This window comes from Methylomagnum sp. (assembly GCF_054333355.1).
The window spans coordinates 1-16388 of record NZ_JBTEKS010000061.1 but is presented as its reverse complement, the minus strand read 5'-3'; the positions used below and the strand labels follow the sequence as shown (position 1 = coordinate 16388).

The window sequence follows — 16388 nt, the reverse complement described above, 5'->3', positions numbered from 1 at the left end:
TACGGCGCACGGCAAAGCCAATAGAAACATCAAGCTTTCTCGTGATGTGCGCCTAACCCACCCTACGAAGCCACGAAGCTATCGCTTGCGGATCAAATAATAAAAAACCCCGGTCTCCTCGGAGCGGTCCAGCATCTCGTGACCGGCCTGTTCCAGAAACACCCCGAAATCCAGCACCGACGCCGGATCGGTCGCCAACACCCGGACCACCTGGCCCCCCTCCAAGGTTTGCAAGGCTTTCTTGAGCCGCAGCAAGGGCAAAGGGCACATCAGCCCGGTGGTATCCAACTCAAGATCAATCGGCCACATTCACAATCACCCGTTCAATACGCAGTCAATCCAGGGTTCGATTCTAACAAAAACCCCCGCCCTGAAAATTCGACGCCCCGGCTCACGCCTCGCCGTCGCCCTCGGCGTCGTGCATCACCAGCCAATCCGCCCAATTCAAGATGGGCCGAAGCCGCGCCCCTAGCAGCCCGTGGGCCGCCCTGAAGTCGACCCAGCGGAATTCGTCATGCTCGGGCCGCCCCAGGATGGGATTCACCGGCAAATACACCTCCCCCTCTGGCGCCTCGGCCAGATAATAGCGGGCGATTTTCCCCACGCCGTAGGGCTTGGTTTCCTGGTAAACCTTGCCCCAGCGGAACTTCAGTTGGCTCAAGCCGGTTTCTTCCAAGACTTCCCGACAAGCGCCGTCCAGCGGCGCCTCGCCCGGCTCCACGATGCCCTTGGGAAAATCCCAATACTGGAAAGCCCGCAACAAGAGATAGCGCGGCGCCGGCAAACCGCGCACGATAATCACGCCGGCGGATAACACATAGTTCTTCATTACATCACCGATTCTACGAGGCCACAGGGATGTTACCCCTTTCACGGGGCCAACATGGCGCCCGATATAAAGCAGCATCCCCGCACACCGGAACTTGACCGACGCCGGGATATACCGAGAATGTTCCTGGCTGGGATTACAAACTGTCGGCGCAAACCATAAAACGAGGAAAACCCCATGGATATTCGCGCACTGAGCTTTGGCCGGGGGATGGGTTGGCTCACCGAAGGATTTGCCCTGTTCCGTCGCAACCCCCTGATCTGGATCGTCCTGACCCTAGCCTACCTGGCCCTCACCACCATCATCAGCCTGATTCCCCTGATCGGTGCCGTCGCCCTCACCCTCGTCCAACCCATACTGGCGGCGGGCTTCATGGCCGGTTGCCAAGACTTGGCCGATGGCGAGGAACTCCGCGTCGAGCATCTCTTCGAAGGCTTCCGGCGCGACACCCAACCCTTGCTGATGGTGGGACTCCTCACCCTGGCTGCGGGCATTAGCGTCACCCTCGTCAGCGGCGCGATACTCCTGGTGTTCGGTGGCGCCGGACTACTGGCGGGAAGCATGTCGGACGGCGGCAGCCTAGTGGGCTCATTGATGACGGCCAGCGGCATGCTGCTGGCCACCTTGGTGTTCTTCGCCCTGATCCTTCCCGTCGCGATGGCAAGCTGGTTCGCCCCCGCCCTGGTCTGGTTCGACGGACTCCCGGCGTTGGAAGCCATGAAGCAAAGCCTCGTTGGCTGCTGGCGCAACATGCTGCCATTCACGCTGTATGGACTCGCCCTGATTCCTCTGTCCCTGCTGGCCCTGCTGCCCCTGGGACTTGGCCTGTTCGTGCTGATTCCCACCCTGTTCGCCTCGGTGTACGTTTCCTATCGGGACATCTATTCCGGTGCCCAAGCCTAAGTCGGCGCCCATCGCCCAACGCATCCGCATCACGGGCCGCGTCCAAGGCGTGGGATTCCGCCCCTTCGTCAGCCGCCTGGCCCAGGAATTCCAGCTAGCGGGCTGGGTGCGGAATTGCTCGGGCGAAGTGGAAATCCACGCGGAGGGCACGGCGGATCGGCTGGACGCCTTCCGCCTCGCCTTGACCAAGCGCGCCCCGCCCCTCGCCCAACCCGAACCGCCCTCGGTGGAACCCGCCCAATCCATGGGCCTCTCGGGCTTCGCCATCTTGGCAAGCGCGGCGGGCGCCACCCCGCGCAACCACATTCCGCCGGACTATTTCGTCTGTGACGACTGTCTGGCCGAAATGGCCGACCCACGCGAGCGGCGCTACCGCTATCCCTTCATCAGCTGCACCCAATGCGGCCCGCGCTACACGATTATCGACCGCCTGCCCTACGACCGCCCGAATACAGGCATGGCGGATTTCGAGCTATGCCCCGCCTGCCGCGCTCAATACCAAGACCCCACCGACCGCCGCTATCACGCCCAGCCCTTGGCCTGTCCCGAGTGCGGCCCGAAGCTCTCGTTCGTAGTCCCGGCTTTAGCCGGTCCTAGCCCAGTTGAAGCCTGTCCTGAGCATAGTCGAAGGGCCGGGGCTATAGGGCACAGAGCAAGGAAAGCTTCGTTTGAACACCCTCACCCCACCCCCCCTTCGACTGCGCTCAGGACAGGTCTCCCGGAGGGAGAGGGAGTAAAAAACGCAACCAGTGAATCCGCCCTATCCGCCTGCTTAGAGGCGCTCCGCGCCGGCCTCACCGTGGCGGTGAAAGGCGTGGGCGGCTACCACCTGCTGTGCGACGCCGGGAACGAAGCGGCGGTGCGGCGGCTGCGCGAACGCAAGCCCCGCCCCCATAAACCGCTGGCCGTGCTGGTGCCCTGGCGGGGCACGGACGGGCTGGCTCTGGTCGATGCTCTGGCCGAACCCAGCCCCGCCGAACGGGAATTGCTCCGCTCGCCGCTGCGCCCCATCGTCCTGGTGAACCAGCGCCCAGACGCGCCACTCGCGCCCGCCATCGCCCCCGGCCTGAACGAAATCGGCCTGATGCTGCCCTACAGCCCCCTGCATCACTTGCTGGCGGACGGCTACGGTGCCCCGTTGGTGGCGACTTCCGCCAACCTCAGCGGCGAGCCGGTCCTGACCGACGCCGCCGCCGTCGAAGCGCGGCTTGGCCACGTCGCCGACGCCTTCCTCCACCACAACCGTCCCATCCGCCGCCCGGCGGACGACTCGGTGTTCCGCTCCATCGCAGGGCAGCCGCGCCCGCTGCGGCTGGGACGCGGCTCCGCCCCGGTTGAGCTGACCCTGCCCTTCGAACTGGCCGAGCCGATGCTGGCGGTGGGTTCCGACCTCAAGAACACCGTGGCGCTGGGCTTCGGCCAGCGGGTGGTGATTTCCCCCCACATCGGCGACCTGGACACGGTGCTAGGCGGGCAAGTGTTCGAGCAAGTCATCGGCGACCTCATCCGGCTGTACGGCGTGGAACCCCGCCGCCTCGTCTGCGACGCCCACCCGGATTACCGCTCCAGCCGCTGGGCCACGGCGCGCGGCTTGCCGGTACAAAAAGTCTTCCACCACCCCGCCCACGCCTCGGCCCTGGTCGGGGAACATGACCTCCGGGGCGAAACCCTGATTTTCACCTGGGACGGCACCGGCTATGGCGAGGACCACACCGTGTGGGGCGGCGAAACCCTGCTGGGCCGACCGGGCCACTGGCGGCGGGTTGGCTCGCTGCGCCCGTTCCGGCTACCCGGCGGCGAACGGGCCAGCCGCGAGCCTTGGCGCGGCGCGGCGGCGGCGTGCTGGGAAGCCGGGTTGGACTGGCCCGCCAATCCCAAGGACAGCAAGCTACTCCGGCAGATTTGGGAGCGGCGCATCAACAGCCCGGTGACATCCTCGGCGGGTCGGCTCTTCGACGCCGCCGCCGCCTTGATGGGATTAGCGCAGGAAACCAGCCACGAAGGCCAAGCCGCCATGGCCTTGGAAGCCGCCAGCGAACCGGGCGGCGAGCGTATCGCCCTGCCCTTGGCCCGTGATCCGTCCGGTCTGTGGCTGAGCGATTGGGGCGTGCTACTGCCCGCGCTCATGGACGGCAGCCGCACCGTGCGGGAGCGCGGCAGCCTATTCCATGCCAGTTTGGCGGATGCCATCGTGGACCAAGCCGAGCGATTCCGGGCGGATTATGGGGTGGAGCAGGTGGGATTGGCGGGCGGGGTATTCCAGAATCGGCTGCTCACCGACATGGCGAAAAGCGGGTTGGAAGCAAAGGGATTTTGGGTATTCTTGCCCGTCAATATTCCGACGAATGACGCGGGATTGAGTTATGGGCAGATTATTGAGGCGGGTTTTTGACCATCGTTCCCACGGTCTCCGTGGGAATGCCGCAGGGGACGCTCCCGCGTCCCGTGACGCACAGCATTATAGGATGGGTGAAGCGCAGCGAAACCCATCAAAATAGGCCGGTCAGCAGGATGGGTTCCGCTAAAGCTCCACCCATCCTACAAGCGAGAACCACATGAACAAACAGCTACTTTTCCTTTACCTATTAATCCTGGCTTTCCTCAGCCTAAACCCCTGGGTACGCCCCAGCGATGCCAAAGCCTTGGGCTTCGTCGCCTGGGACAAAATCAGCCACGCCCTCGCTTACGGCTTACTTACCATTCTGATTAACTTCGCCTTTCCAAAACAAGCGCGTGGACGTTACTCCTTAATCATTTCCATAGTCACGGCAGCGGGTATCGGAATATTCGCCGAGTATTGCCAAGCCTGGCTCACCTCGACGCGGAGCTTCTCCTGGCTCGACGCCAGCGCCAACGGCCTAGGCGCTGTGACAGGTGCCGCCGGATATTGGGTATATCAGGCATTATCTGGGATTATCAGGCAATCCTGGAAGAATGCCTGACTGCGGCGGTGGACTCGCGATTTTGATTAAACAATTTCAGGCCGACATACCTAAAAGCCCGCATGGGCCGTAATAGCTCGGCCAATGTCAAATACCCCAGCCATTCCACCCGCCGACGCCCGGCTTTGCGATATGTGGCGATTTGACGATACCCTTCCGAGCGAATATAAGCTCCATAAGCCATGCGTCCCGCCCAATCCATGGCGGCAATTTCCCGCTCAAACTCAGCCCGACTCAAGGACGACCGTCCTGCCCTTCTGGCATAAAAATCCCGCCGCACATAATCCCTGACGCGCACTTGCAGCGCCGCCTTGGAGCCGGAAATACTGCCGCCATGCACCCGGTATTTCATCAGTTTTTCCGGCATCACGATACCCGGCCAGCCCGCCAGAATCATCCGCCCAAATAACTCCATATCTTCGCAAGGCTCATAACGCGGATCATATCCCCCAAAGCGGCGTATTACGTCAGCCCGATACATCACGGTGGGATGGGTATAAGTAATCGCCTCTTCCCGCGCCATCTGCCCCGCCAAATCGTCTAGGCTTAATGGTTTAGGGCAATATTCCCCGAACACCCGGCCCTTCCCGTCAATCATATCCATGAATGAAGCGCAAAATCCCAGCTCCGAATATTCCTGGAGAAACGCCACCTGTTTTTCCAGCCTGTCCGGCAGCATTAAATCATCCGCGTCCATGCGGGCAATCAGCGAACCCCGCGCCGCCGCAATACCGGCATTCAACGCGGCGGAAATCCCCCCGTTGATTTGGCGGATAACTCTAAGCCTGGCATCAATTGCACGATACTCTTCCAGAATAGCCGGGGTCGCATCGGTCGAGCCATCGTCAATGACCAGTACCTCAAAGTTCTGGTAGGTCTGGCCGGAGATGCTCCTCAAGGCGCTTTCCAAATAGCGCTCGCCATTGAAAACCGGCATCAGCACGGTAATTAAATCTTGGATCATAAATACCTCAACATCATCAATTACGCACAACTGTGGGAGCGGGCTTTAGGCCGCGACTGACACAGCTTTTCGTGGGCTAAAGCCCACTCCCACAGCCCTTAAATTAGCGGTGATAGGGGCCGTGGGAACGATGAAATAATTGTCATACCCGCCCGCCATCCACCCGCTGGATTAATGGGCTATCCGCCATCCAGACATTCACATACCGGGACAGCTTGCCATAGGAGTTATCCAGATAATTAACCCGCTTGGATAACAGCGTCGCCAAAATCAACCCGTGCAGCCGGTCGGTCACGATTTCTTCATGCTGAGCAAACAGCCTTTGTGCCCGCCGTATAATGCGGTCCCGCAGTTTGTACCAAAACCATGCGGGCAACCGATGAGTCCGGTCGAAATCGGCGTACATGCTTTTCCGCAATAGCCTGAATTGAAGGGTATCAAGCGGGGTAATGAGGTCCGGCCAATCCACCGGCAATGGCTCGAATGGGCCAGTTGAATTCGTGGTGGCTTCCTCATCGGATCGCCTTAACACCAGCGTGCCCGTCCCCGCCTCGGGGGGCATCGAGAAAACATCGTCCCGCCATAAGGCATGGGCCATATCCGGGAGTAACTCACCGTGCTGGGGCGACACTTGGCGCACGGCTTCCAGGGATTCCCGATCCCGGAAGAATAAGTGAATGTCCTTGTGGCAAACCAAGGCTTCAATCTTCTCCCGCTGAATCTCGGGGTTTTGGAAATGCATACTTTGCGGCAGAATCACAATCCGCCGCTCCGGGAAATGGCGGGCCACCTGTTCCCGCAAAGCTTGGAATTCCGGGTAAATATCGCCGAAGTTCCCGCCGCCCTGCATCACCAGAATCGCTTGGCTATCCAGGGCATTGATATAGCGCATGACATCGGGTTTGAGGATGGCACCTTGGCGATTATTCCAGTCGATAACGCACAAATCGAACAAGGACAGGCGGGACATCACCTGACAGGTGTGCCGCCTGAAAAATACTTCCGTTCCCAGATTAATTAGCATATCCCCCGCATTGAAATGAACCGGGTAATCGAGAATGACGATTTTCGAGCCGGGCGGCACCACGGTGGTGAGATGGTCGAGTTTAGAAGATAGATTAGCCATCGCCCGTTCATGAGCCATCAATCTCGAATCAGCATAGTCCCCGAACGCTTGGATCGTAGGGGCGTTGGCTTGGATATTCACGATATAAACCTCCACATAAAAACCGGATTTTTAATTTATCGTTCCCACGCCGGAGCGTGGGAACGATCAATGAGTTTATTTCTTTAAGATCGTGCGTAACGCCCTTATTTGATTCATGAAATAAGGCCCGCCCAATACCATTAAAACCAGAATATAAATCCCCGCGCCGCCGACAACGGCGACCGCTAGATATTCCACCCCGGAACCCAGCGACAGCCGCAATTCCGGCGCTGCCGCCAGAATCGCGCCCGCCATGACCAGCGCGGCCAGCAGCGGCAGGAAAATCGACTTGATGACGGCGCGGATGCGAACCCCCGCCGCCCGCCGCAATAACAAAAGTTGCAGCGGGAACAAGAGATAAGCCCGCAGCACATAGGCGGCGGCGACGGCTTCAAGGCCGAAGGGCGCGGTGACCAGCATGAATCCGACCGTGGCGGCGAGTTGGATGGACGCCACACTAGCGATGGTGCCCGACTTGCCCAGCGCCGCCAGGGCCGGGCTGAACAGGGCGTTCAGCACCGTCGGGACTGCCAGCAGGGACAGTATCCGGGCGATTTTCCCGGCCTCGGTCCACTGCCCGCCGAACACCCAGGGCACCAGATCATCGGCCACCGCGCCCAGCCCCAGCATGGCCGGGAACGCCACCAGAGCCATGGCCGCCAGCAGCCGCGTGTAGGCGTTGGCGAAGGCCACGCGGTCGCCCGCCAACCGCGCAAAAAACGGCAAGGCGGCGGTTCCGAATGGCCCGATGGCGAACTGCGTGGTCAGGTCCACCGCCCGCCAACTTACCCGGTACACGCCCACCGACGCCGCCGTCATCACCCGCCCCACCACCACGTCCTGCGAGCGCACCATGGCGAACCAAATCACTTGGTTAATCATCATGTTGGCGCTGAATTTGAGGACGCGGCCCAGCCGATTGAAGGAGACATTGAGGCGCGGCAACCAGGGATAAGCGCCCCAGGCCAGCAGGGTGGACACGGTTTCCATGGCGGCCCGCTGCGCCACGAGGCTCCACACGCCCCAGCCGGTGAACGCCAGATACACGCCCAGCCCGCCGCCAATCAGGCCCGACGCCACCGAACGCGCCGCCATGGATTTATGGCCGAACTCGCGCAGCTTGCAGGCGGTATGCACCCCACCCAGCGCCGCGATGGGCACGATGAACGCGGTGGCTCGCAGGATGGGCGTCAATCCCGGCTCCTGGAAAAATCCGGCGATGGGTTCCGCCGCGCCGTACAACAGCGCCGCCACCGCCAACGAAAACAGCAGGTTCGCCCAGAACAGCGTGTCGGTCAGTTCGCGGTCGGGGTTGTCATCGCGGATGATGGCTTCCGGGAAACCCGCCGTCGCCACCAGCTTGCCCAATTCCGCGCAGGCCAAAGCCAGCGCGAACAAGCCCATATCATGGGGCGTCAGCCGCCGGGCCAGAATGGCGAACACCAGGAAGGAAAACACCTGATCGGAGCCAACCCGCGCCAAAGTCCACAGGATGGAACCAAAGGTCTTGCGCTTGAGGTCGCGGCGCTCGCCGGACAGGTCCACGGGGGCATCGGCGGCGATGGATTTCACGGTCACGGGGCCAGCCCTCGCAACTTGCGGGCAAGCTCGGCCACGGCCACCGCGAAAGCCGCGTTGGACGCCAGCGCGGCGAAGGTCTCGCGGTTGATTTCCGCCAAGTGACGGCGGGTTTCCGGCGACTTCAGCCGCGCCAGGATTTGGAACGCCGCCGCGATGTCGCCCATCGGGAACAGGCAAGCCTTGGGTAGATAGGCGCGGGTGCCCGGCAAATCTGAGGCCACCACCGGCAGACCCAAGGCCATGGCTTCCAGCATCACCAAGGGCACGCCCTCGAAACGCGAGGTCAGCAGCAGCACAGCGTGCCGGGCCATGGTGGGCAGAGGATCGGACCAGCCTTGCCGGGACAGGCTGCCCGCCAAATCGGGCGAGGCTTGCAGACGCCGGTCGATTTCGGCGGCGTAAGGGCCATCGCCCACCAGATTGATGTGAATGCCGGGCGTCGGCCCGGCCCGTTCCAGGAAATCCAGCAGCCAATCCAGCCCCTTGTGATGAGCATCCAGCCGACCCAGCACCAGCACGCAGAGAGTTTCAGCCTCTTTGAACTCCAACCCCCGCGTCTCGCCCATCCTTTTGGGATATGGCCGCAAAGAACCGCCCGAACTCATCGCGCCTTGTTGTAGGTCGGGCTTTAGCCCGACAAGTCGGACTGAAGTCCGACCTACAGAGGCTTCCTCGACTTCCCGCGCCACCGTATTGGGCAGCGTGAAAATAGGCCGCGTCACCCCGGCCCAAATCACAAAACCATGGGCCTGCTCGGCGGTGATGGTGATCCAGCCCTGCGGAAGCTTGGAATAGACCCACCGCACCAGCCCATCCTTGAGCCGCGCCCGGCGGAATCCCATGGCCGCAAAGCTATCCACCAGCGGCACGTAAACCACCACCCGCCGCCTCAACAGCCGGGCCAGCACTACGAACAGCGCCTGGGACAGCAAGCTGCCCTCGGCCACCACGCACAGCGCGGGGTTCTCCCGCCGCACGGTGCGGATGAATACGGCGGCGTCCCGGACTGGACCGCCAAGCCGCGTCCACGCCTTGGCCCAGATCGAACGGGGCGGCGCGATGGGCGGAAAACAAGTCGGCACGGCCCAGGCCACGCCCCGCTCGCACAAGCGGCCACCGTCGCGGGCCAGCAGGCGCGGCTCCACCAAATCCTGACGGCTCAACTCCTCCATCCAGCGCAGCAGCATCACCTCGTGTCCGCCGAAGACCGGGACGCTATCGACGAACAGCCAGCGCTCAGCCATCGCCCCGCCCCGCGCCGGTGGGAGTGGGGGTGGAAGTGGGAGTGGGCTTCAGCCCACGACAGAAGTGCTGAATCGTAGGCTGACGCCCACTCCCACAGAGGGAGGCCAGCCATGAAATCAGCACACACACCAGAATGGAAACCAACCCCGCCGCCAGCCCAAACGCCGCCGTAATGAAGAACGCCTCCGGCAGCTTGAACACCAGCTTGCCCAGGCCGCTCAGGAAATTGATGACGAGGGGATGGGTGGGAAAAATCAGCAGCGTGTTCCGGGACAGCCAGCCGCACAGGGCGTTGCTCGGCAGCGCGTGGGCCAGCGCCAGCACCGCCGCGATGCCGCACAACGCCGTCGGGAAATACAAGCCGGGCGAGTCGCCGAAATTGGCGAAATTCAAATCGGCCCGGCCCGCCATCTCGGACAGCACGGCGGTTCCCCCCACCAGATAGGTGCCGACCACCAGCGCTGTCAGCGGGTAGTCCGCGACACAGGCCGACACCGCCGGGGCAATGCCGCGCAGCGATTGCCCCAAGGCGTAGAACACCAGCGCCACCCAAGCGTTATCCAGTCCCCAGGGCAGGCGCCCCGGCAGGAAGCCCATCAACACGCTGGCGACCACCCCGAGCGCGGCGAACACCAGCAGCGCGTCGAATGCCCCCAACACCTTGCGGGACAGGTAATAAAGCCACGCCGTGGTGAACAAACAGGGGAAGAACCACAGGGTGGGATTAACGACCATTTCGCTGCCCAGCCCCGTCACGAAGCCATGCAAGGGATCGCTCCATTCCACCCCCGCGAACTTCGCCGCCCGCCCCCCGATATGGCGGGTCGCCAGCCAGTAGGTGTATGAGAGCGCGAAGAATCCCAGATAAGGCAGCCCCAGCCCGCGCAGCAGATGGCCGAAGTAAGCCCGGAATCCCAAGCCGAGCTTGCGGTGGCTCAGCAAAAATCCCGACAGCAGGAAGAACAGCGGCATGTGGAAGCCGTAAATGACCGTCACCCATAGCGCCGGCATTCCCGGCACATGGCCCAGCACCACCAGCAGGATGCCGATGGCCTTGGCCTTGTCGATGAAGTCGAAACGCTCCGCCTTCTCCTCCCCACCCCTATACGATGGGTTGCGCGGCGCTTCACCCATCCCATGAGGTGGGCGTATTGGGCTGGGGATATTGACGAGATCAACCATACCCCTCAAGCCTCCGGCACCGCTTCGCGACTGGCGACCACGCCCAGCCTCTCCCGCCCCCGCTCATGGGCCGCTTGAATCGCCGCCAGCAACGCCGTGCCCCGATCCCGCCAGCGGAACAGAGACTCGGCCCGCGCCAACGCCGCTTCGCGCATTTGGTTGAGCCGGTCCAGGTCGTCCATCAACACGCAGATGCCCGCCACCAAGTTTTCCAGATCATCCCGGCACAACATCGCTTCTCGCACATCATCCGGCAGCCCGGCGGCGGCATGGGACAAGGTGGCGACCGGCACGCGGCCAAAGAGGTAGTCGAGGAATTTCAGCTTGAAGCCGCCGCCGATCATCTCCGGGACCACGGCGATGCGGGCGCTGTCGAACAGCGGGTTGATGTCGTCCACGAAGCCGTGCAAATGGGTGGCGCGGGTGGATTGGGTCAGCTCGGCGGCGAATTCCGGCGGCATGGTGCCGACCACATGCAGTTCAATCCCCACCGACGCGAACCAGGCATCGGCCACGGCCACGAAGCGGCGGAGGTTCTCCTGCTTGGCCGTCCAGCGGAACGAACCCACCATCACCACCCGGCGCGGCGTGTCCGCCGTGATGGCCGGACGGGACGCCGCCACGCCGTCATAGCCCGGCTTGAGAACCACGGCGCGGACCTTGGGCGCGTCGGCGGCGAACAGGGCGGCGTCTTCCTCGGTGATGGCGGTGACGATGTCCATCCGCGCCGCCAGCGACCGCTCGAAGGCCCGCGCCTTCAGCCAGTTCTGCCACAGCCCCAAGCGCCGGAAGGGCGAGCCTTTGAATTCCCGGTACAACATGCCGCAGACCGAAGCCTCGTGGTCATGGGCCACATGGATCAAGACCGGACCCCGCCCGGTGCGCCGCCGGGCCAGGAAGGGATCAATCGCCCAGCCGGTGCCGTACTGGTCCAGCACCACGAAGTCCCATTTTTGCCGCGCCAAGGCTTCGACCTCCAGCCGATAGCTGTCGGTGGCGTGAACCGCCGCCACCAAGGGCATGGGGCTGAGCAGGGAACGCGGGGTGCTGTTGCGCCCGCCAAAGATGGGATACCAGCGGATGGGCCAATCAGCCGGGATTTCCGGCTTTCCCGCAGGCTCCAGCCCCGCCACGGTGAGCAGGGCGCCCGCCTCCGCCAAGGACTTGGCGAGCCGGGCCGAGTAGATCTTGTCGCCGCTGTCCAAGGGGAACGGCAGTTCGCGGGCCAGCCAGAGGCCACGGAGCGGCGGGCGGGAATTGGAATAGGCGTAGGTCATTGGTATTGCCTCATGAGCTTAGGATTCGGTGGCGGCGGGCTTCAGTGGGAGTGGGCTTCAGCCCACGATTGGGCGCGGCGGTCGTGAGCTGAAGCCCACTCCCACAAACTACAGCCACTCTCTGCCACTAACCACCAGCCACTCCCCCAAGCTGGGTACGGAGATGTCGGGCCAGCCGAATGGACAGCGCGACGATGGTAAGGGTGGGGTTGGCGTGGCTGGACGTGGGGAAGACCGAAGAACTGGCGACGTAAAGATTGGTCAGGCCAAACACGGCGCAATCCCGGTCCACCACCCCGCTGGACGGCGTGGCCGCCATGCGGGTGGCGCCGATGTGATGGCCACCCACCGGCATGGAATGGGCCACCCTCTCACGCAGGCTGGACTCGTCGTAGTCCAACTCGCAGGCACCCGAGCGGGCCAAACCGTTGCGCAGCAGCCGATAAGCCCGGCAAATGCTGTCCACGTCGGTCCCGCACATCCGCCAGTCCACATGCACGCGGGGCACGCCGTACTGATCCTTGGCGCCGTTCAGCGTGATGCGGCTGTTGGGCAGGGGCGTCTGCTCGGAATTGAATTCGATGGGATAGGTGCCGTCGGCGTTGGGCACCAGCACATAAGGCAGCTTCCGCTTCGCCAGCACCCGCCGCCGGAGGTAATCCACGCCGAAACCGGCGAGGGCGGGCAATCCGCCCATCACATTGCCCACATGACGCCACAGCGCCGACCGACCCACCCCGCCCATGCCGCCGTGTTGCAGGATGCGGCGGTATTCGGGGATGAGCGTCCGCTTGGCGAGGTAGACCGCCGACAGCACCGGGCTTTTATGATCCGGGTCGGACACGTCCGGGTAATGCAGCCGGAACGCGATGTTGAGGATGCCCTCCCGGCGCTGGGCTTCCGGGCGGATTTGCAGCTTGCGGCGACCATAGACGCCGTCGTGGGTGCGCTCGAAATCGAAGGGGATGCCGGGCCGCCTGGGTTTCAGCACGCCGAGGATGTTCTCGACATGGCAGGCGTAATACCGGCCCAGGCAATCCGACCGATTGCCGAAGCCCTTCCCCGCCGGATCGGACGCCAGCAGCAAGCGGGGCGTTTCGATCCCGCCCGTGGCCAGCACGAACACCGTGGCCTCGATGCGGTCGGCGCGACCGGCGCGATCTGCGTACTCGACGGCGACGATCCGGTCCCCGCCCTTCTCCTTCACCAAGCGCAGCACATGGGCCTGGGTGATGACCCGGACATTGGCCGACTGCGCCAAGCGCTCCCGGTAGCGGGCACCGAAATCGGTGGGCAGGCTGTAGCGCTCGATGGCGGACATGTCCACATCGCCGCCGGTCAGCCCCGGAATGGTCGGGTTCGGGTGTTCAAACGCCGTCTCCACCGCGAAGTCGGAATTCCCCGCATCGCAATAGCTCACCGCCTGCTGGTAGTAGCGGGCCACCTCGTAATAGCTGATCGGCCAGCCGCTGTTGGGGGCGTAGTCGCGCCGCTCGAAGTCGATGGGGTCGTAGGGCACGCAGCGCCCGCCCCATATCGTGGTGGACCCGCCGAACGCCCGGCGGCGGAAATTGGCCGGGGTGGGATGGGGTTCGTTGGCGTCGCCCTCGTAGGGGTCTTGGGATACCCGCTCGAACCGCCCCACGCCCGAAGCTTCCAGCAAGATGACCGAGAAGCCCGCGCCGTCCAGTTCGCAGGCCAGGGTGATGCCCGCCGCCCCGGCGCCGACGATGCACACGGAGCCGAAGTATTTAGCGTTTTTTGATAATGATCGGGATGGTTGAATCATGGTTTTACGTCACTTTTCGTGGGAGTGGGTTTTTAGCCCACGACCGAGTTACGGCTGATCGTGGGCTAAAGCCCACTCCCACACTTACAAACTCGCCGCCAGCTTCCCGGCCACCGCCACGGCCCGCTTGAAGGCCCGCACGTTCGCCCGCAAGTGCACGGAATCCGTGGTCCCAACAATCAGCCCGCCCACCGCTTGGCGGGCCAGCGCGTTGCGCATGGCCCAGCCCAAGGCTTGTTCGCTGCCGCCATCCACCGCCACCCGCCGCGCCACGCCGCGCACAATGATGGTTTTGCCATAGCGCTCGGCATTGGCAAGGATGGCCGCCGTGGTCAGGCTGTCGTCGAGTTCGCACTGAATCACCCGCACTTCCGGCATCCGCGCCGCCGCCAGGGCCACCGCCAGTTCATCGCAGGAGATACCGAAACAGCCAATCTTGCCTTCCCGGCGCAATTGCTTCGCCAGCCAGATCAGTTCGTCGCCTTTCAACACGGTGGTGCCGGGGCTGTGGAGATAGAAAACGTCGATGTAATCCGTCTGCAAGCGGCGCAGGCTGTCCTCGACGGAGCGGCGGATGTAGTCGGGATCGAAGCAATAACCCACCCCGCCCGCCCGCTGCCGGGCCACGGCGCTTCTCGTGCCGGTGCGGCGCTGAGCCAGCCAGCGGATTGGCCCCTTGAACTTCGCCATAAGCGCTTGGGTCGGCGACAAGCGCTGCCCGGCCTTGGTGGAGATGCACACCTCATTCCGCCGCGACTTGAAAGCGTCTCCGATATAACGCTCGCTGTCGCCCTGGCCGTAAATGCTGGCGGTATCGAAATGGCGGATGCCCAGATCGAAGGCTTCGTGCAGCAGGTTGATGGACTGGCGGCGATCCAGGGGCGTCAGCACCGAACCCAGCTTGGCGCAGCCCAAAGCCAGCGGCGAAGTCACGATGCCGGTGCAGCCCAGCTCCCGTTGCTGTAGAGACCGGTTGTCCAGCTTGGCGCGGGGGTCGGTCTCCAACACGGAGAAGCAATCGGCATGGGTGGTCAGGGCGTTCATGGCGAGTCCTCGGTTAGTCATTGCCTGTTAGAAGCCGTGGGAGTGGGCTTTAGCCCACGATTGGCGCGGCTTCTCGTGGGCTAAAGCCCACTCCCACAGGTTTATGCGTAAGTCCTAAATCATTTGTCCTGGGGCGGGTGGAATCATATTTGGTCTCGTCTCCCACCGGGCGAGGGAGAAAAAGCCACCTGGAATGGTGGGTTACGGCGCACGGAGAGCCACCGAAACCTATAAGCCTCCACCCTACGGCCCGCCACCAAACCGCCGCAAAAACGCCACCCCCGCCCCCGGCTGATGACCGTCGGACAACCGGGCGTTGTAATCACCGGCGGGGTAATCCCAATAGGCGTGGTAAGACAAATTGCTGGCGGCGATCCAGTCGGCCATGCGCTCAATGAAAACGGGATCGTCGCCGCCGCCCCGGCCATCGGGGCGGGTGCCGGTGCCCCATTCGGGGAAGGACACCGGCTTGCCATGGACCAAGGCGAAATCCCGGTGCCATTGCAGGCCGTAGGGCTGGTTCACCAATTCCAGCCAGCGCTGCTCGGGGGCGGGCATGGGGGTGGTCCAGGATTGGTTGTAGACATCCAAGCCGATGATATCGACATACTCATCGCCGGGATAAACGCTGTCCGGCGCGGCGCCCAGCTTGCCCAGGGCGGGATTCCAGTCGAACCGGAACTGAGCGCCCGGCACCGCCCGCATGACGGTGACGATGCGCCGCCAATAGGCCACCCAGGACGCCGGGTCTTTGCTCGCCGCCCAGGGATACCAGCCGCCGTTGAATTCCCAGCCAATCCGCAGCACCGCGCCGCCGAAACCATGATTCACCAGGGTGCGGGCGATGCGCTGAAAGGTCGCGTCGTACTTGCCAGCCGCGCCGTCCACCAGATTGGCGTCGGCCACTTGGGGCAGCATGGGGATGGAAAAGCTCATGAACAGCCCGGTCGGCTCCCAACAGATAATCGACCAGTCCGCCGAACTGGCTAGGGCGTCCCAAGAATTGGTGGCGAAGAAGTCCAAGGCCAAATCGGGCTGGCGACCAAACCAGCCGGTGAAGGACGGGAGGCGCTTCACGCCGTCGCAGCCGCCGCCTTGGTAGACGCCGAGCGGTGGCGCGGCGGAAAGCAGAGGCGCGGCAAACAACAATACAGCGGCAACAAGCCATCGCCCCCCGGTGGGAGCGGTTTCGATAGTTCCGCTTGTTCCGGCTCCATTGGCTTCGACTCCGCTCAGCGAACGGCGATGCACCCCGGCATCTCTTAACTTAATGGCAGTGACGCGGCGCGTGGGAACGAGCGGGGGATTTTTGTTTTTCTGGCGCTGCTGCTTATGGCCCCCATGCTTTCCGCCGCCCCGCCGCTCGGCGTCTACCAAGGCGGCGGCTGCGACGGCGTGAAGCGCCTCCCGTCCTTCACCGGCTGG

At 63.3% G+C, this 16388-nt stretch carries 14 protein-coding genes; 3 read left to right on the top strand and 11 right to left on the bottom strand.

Features of this window, described 5'->3' with window-relative positions; translation table 11 throughout:
- Positions 1-78: 78 nt before the first annotated feature.
- Both ACXWUF_RS07195 and ACXWUF_RS07190 read right to left on the bottom strand, forming a co-directional pair.
- On the bottom strand, positions 79-309 hold the full coding sequence (locus ACXWUF_RS07195; RefSeq protein ID WP_458493991.1) for a sulfurtransferase TusA family protein: 231 nt from the start codon (positions 307-309) through the stop codon (positions 79-81).
- An 82-nt stretch (positions 310-391) separates the two neighbouring features.
- Positions 392-829: an NUDIX domain-containing protein gene (locus ACXWUF_RS07190; protein ID WP_458493990.1), complete on the bottom strand. Its 438-nt coding sequence runs from the start codon at positions 827-829 to the stop codon at positions 392-394.
- 177 nt (positions 830-1006) lie between these two features.
- Here ACXWUF_RS07190 and ACXWUF_RS07185 point away from each other — a divergent pair, with 177 nt between their 5' ends.
- From ACXWUF_RS07185 to ACXWUF_RS07175, 3 genes are all read left to right on the top strand, one after another.
- The gene (locus tag ACXWUF_RS07185; RefSeq protein WP_458493989.1) at positions 1007-1732 is read left to right on the top strand and encodes a BPSS1780 family membrane protein; all 726 of its coding nucleotides are present in this window, start codon (positions 1007-1009) and stop codon (positions 1730-1732) included.
- A complete protein-coding gene (locus tag ACXWUF_RS07180) occupies positions 1719-4124 on the top strand; it encodes a carbamoyltransferase HypF (protein ID WP_458493988.1) in 2406 nt (801 codons plus the stop codon). Before ACXWUF_RS07185 ends, ACXWUF_RS07180 begins: the two co-directional genes overlap by 14 nt.
- A gap of 163 nt (positions 4125-4287) precedes the next feature.
- On the top strand, positions 4288-4674 hold the full coding sequence (locus tag ACXWUF_RS07175; RefSeq protein WP_458493987.1) for a VanZ family protein: 387 nt from the start codon (positions 4288-4290) through the stop codon (positions 4672-4674).
- Here the strand turns inward: ACXWUF_RS07175 and ACXWUF_RS07170 are convergent.
- The 9 genes from ACXWUF_RS07170 to ACXWUF_RS07130 all read right to left on the bottom strand — a co-directional run bounded on the left by ACXWUF_RS07170 (position 4649) and on the right by ACXWUF_RS07130 (position 16109).
- On the bottom strand, positions 4649-5638 hold the full coding sequence (locus tag ACXWUF_RS07170) for a glycosyltransferase family 2 protein (protein WP_458493986.1): 990 nt from the start codon (positions 5636-5638) through the stop codon (positions 4649-4651). The two genes, ACXWUF_RS07175 and ACXWUF_RS07170, sit on opposite strands and share 26 nt — an antisense overlap.
- A gap of 142 nt (positions 5639-5780) precedes the next feature.
- Positions 5781-6764 carry a polysaccharide pyruvyl transferase family protein gene (locus ACXWUF_RS07165; protein ID WP_458493985.1) on the bottom strand — a complete coding sequence of 328 codons (984 nt, stop codon included), beginning with the start codon at positions 6762-6764 and terminating at the stop codon, positions 5781-5783.
- Positions 6765-6920: 156 nt separating this feature from the next.
- Positions 6921-8423 (bottom strand): lipopolysaccharide biosynthesis protein, encoded by a 1503-nt coding sequence (locus ACXWUF_RS07160; RefSeq protein ID WP_458493984.1) that lies wholly within the window; start codon positions 8421-8423, stop codon positions 6921-6923.
- Complete coding sequence (locus ACXWUF_RS07155; RefSeq protein ID WP_458493983.1) at positions 8420-9670, bottom strand: glycosyltransferase; 1251 nt, start codon at positions 9668-9670, stop codon at positions 8420-8422. The genes ACXWUF_RS07160 and ACXWUF_RS07155 overlap by 4 nt, the downstream gene beginning before the upstream one ends.
- Positions 9663-10853, bottom strand: coding sequence for an acyltransferase family protein (locus ACXWUF_RS07150; protein WP_458493982.1), 1191 nt, complete (start codon positions 10851-10853; stop codon positions 9663-9665). The genes ACXWUF_RS07155 and ACXWUF_RS07150 overlap by 8 nt, the downstream gene beginning before the upstream one ends.
- Positions 10854-10858: 5 nt before the next feature.
- Complete coding sequence (locus ACXWUF_RS07145; RefSeq protein WP_458493981.1) at positions 10859-12130, bottom strand: glycosyltransferase; 1272 nt, start codon at positions 12128-12130, stop codon at positions 10859-10861.
- Positions 12131-12257: 127 nt separating this feature from the next.
- Positions 12258-13919: a GMC oxidoreductase gene (locus tag ACXWUF_RS07140; RefSeq protein ID WP_458493980.1), complete on the bottom strand. Its 1662-nt coding sequence runs from the start codon at positions 13917-13919 to the stop codon at positions 12258-12260.
- 84 nt (positions 13920-14003) lie between these two features.
- On the bottom strand, positions 14004-14963 hold the full coding sequence (locus tag ACXWUF_RS07135) for an aldo/keto reductase (RefSeq protein WP_458493979.1): 960 nt from the start codon (positions 14961-14963) through the stop codon (positions 14004-14006).
- A 243-nt stretch (positions 14964-15206) separates the two neighbouring features.
- On the bottom strand, positions 15207-16109 hold the full coding sequence (locus tag ACXWUF_RS07130) for a glycoside hydrolase family 26 protein (protein WP_458493978.1): 903 nt from the start codon (positions 16107-16109) through the stop codon (positions 15207-15209).
- Positions 16110-16388 lie beyond the last annotated feature (279 nt).

Coding starts and splice junctions, on each gene's coding strand:
- ACXWUF_RS07195 (WP_458493991.1), bottom strand. CDS start 309: ATGTGGCCGATTGATCTTGAGTTGGATACCACCGGGCTGATGTGCCCT.
- ACXWUF_RS07190 (WP_458493990.1), bottom strand. CDS start 829: ATGAAGAACTATGTGTTATCCGCCGGCGTGATTATCGTGCGCGGTTTG.
- ACXWUF_RS07185 (WP_458493989.1), top strand. CDS start 1,007: ATGGATATTCGCGCACTGAGCTTTGGCCGGGGGATGGGTTGGCTCACC.
- ACXWUF_RS07175 (WP_458493987.1), top strand. CDS start 4,288: ATGAACAAACAGCTACTTTTCCTTTACCTATTAATCCTGGCTTTCCTC.
- ACXWUF_RS07170 (WP_458493986.1), bottom strand. CDS start 5,638: ATGATCCAAGATTTAATTACCGTGCTGATGCCGGTTTTCAATGGCGAG.
- ACXWUF_RS07165 (WP_458493985.1), bottom strand. CDS start 6,764: ATGGCTAATCTATCTTCTAAACTCGACCATCTCACCACCGTGGTGCCG.
- ACXWUF_RS07155 (WP_458493983.1), bottom strand. CDS start 9,670: ATGGCTGAGCGCTGGCTGTTCGTCGATAGCGTCCCGGTCTTCGGCGGA.
- ACXWUF_RS07150 (WP_458493982.1), bottom strand. CDS start 10,853: ATGGTTGATCTCGTCAATATCCCCAGCCCAATACGCCCACCTCATGGG.
- ACXWUF_RS07145 (WP_458493981.1), bottom strand. CDS start 12,130: ATGACCTACGCCTATTCCAATTCCCGCCCGCCGCTCCGTGGCCTCTGG.
- ACXWUF_RS07140 (WP_458493980.1), bottom strand. CDS start 13,919: ATGATTCAACCATCCCGATCATTATCAAAAAACGCTAAATACTTCGGC.
- ACXWUF_RS07135 (WP_458493979.1), bottom strand. CDS start 14,963: ATGAACGCCCTGACCACCCATGCCGATTGCTTCTCCGTGTTGGAGACC.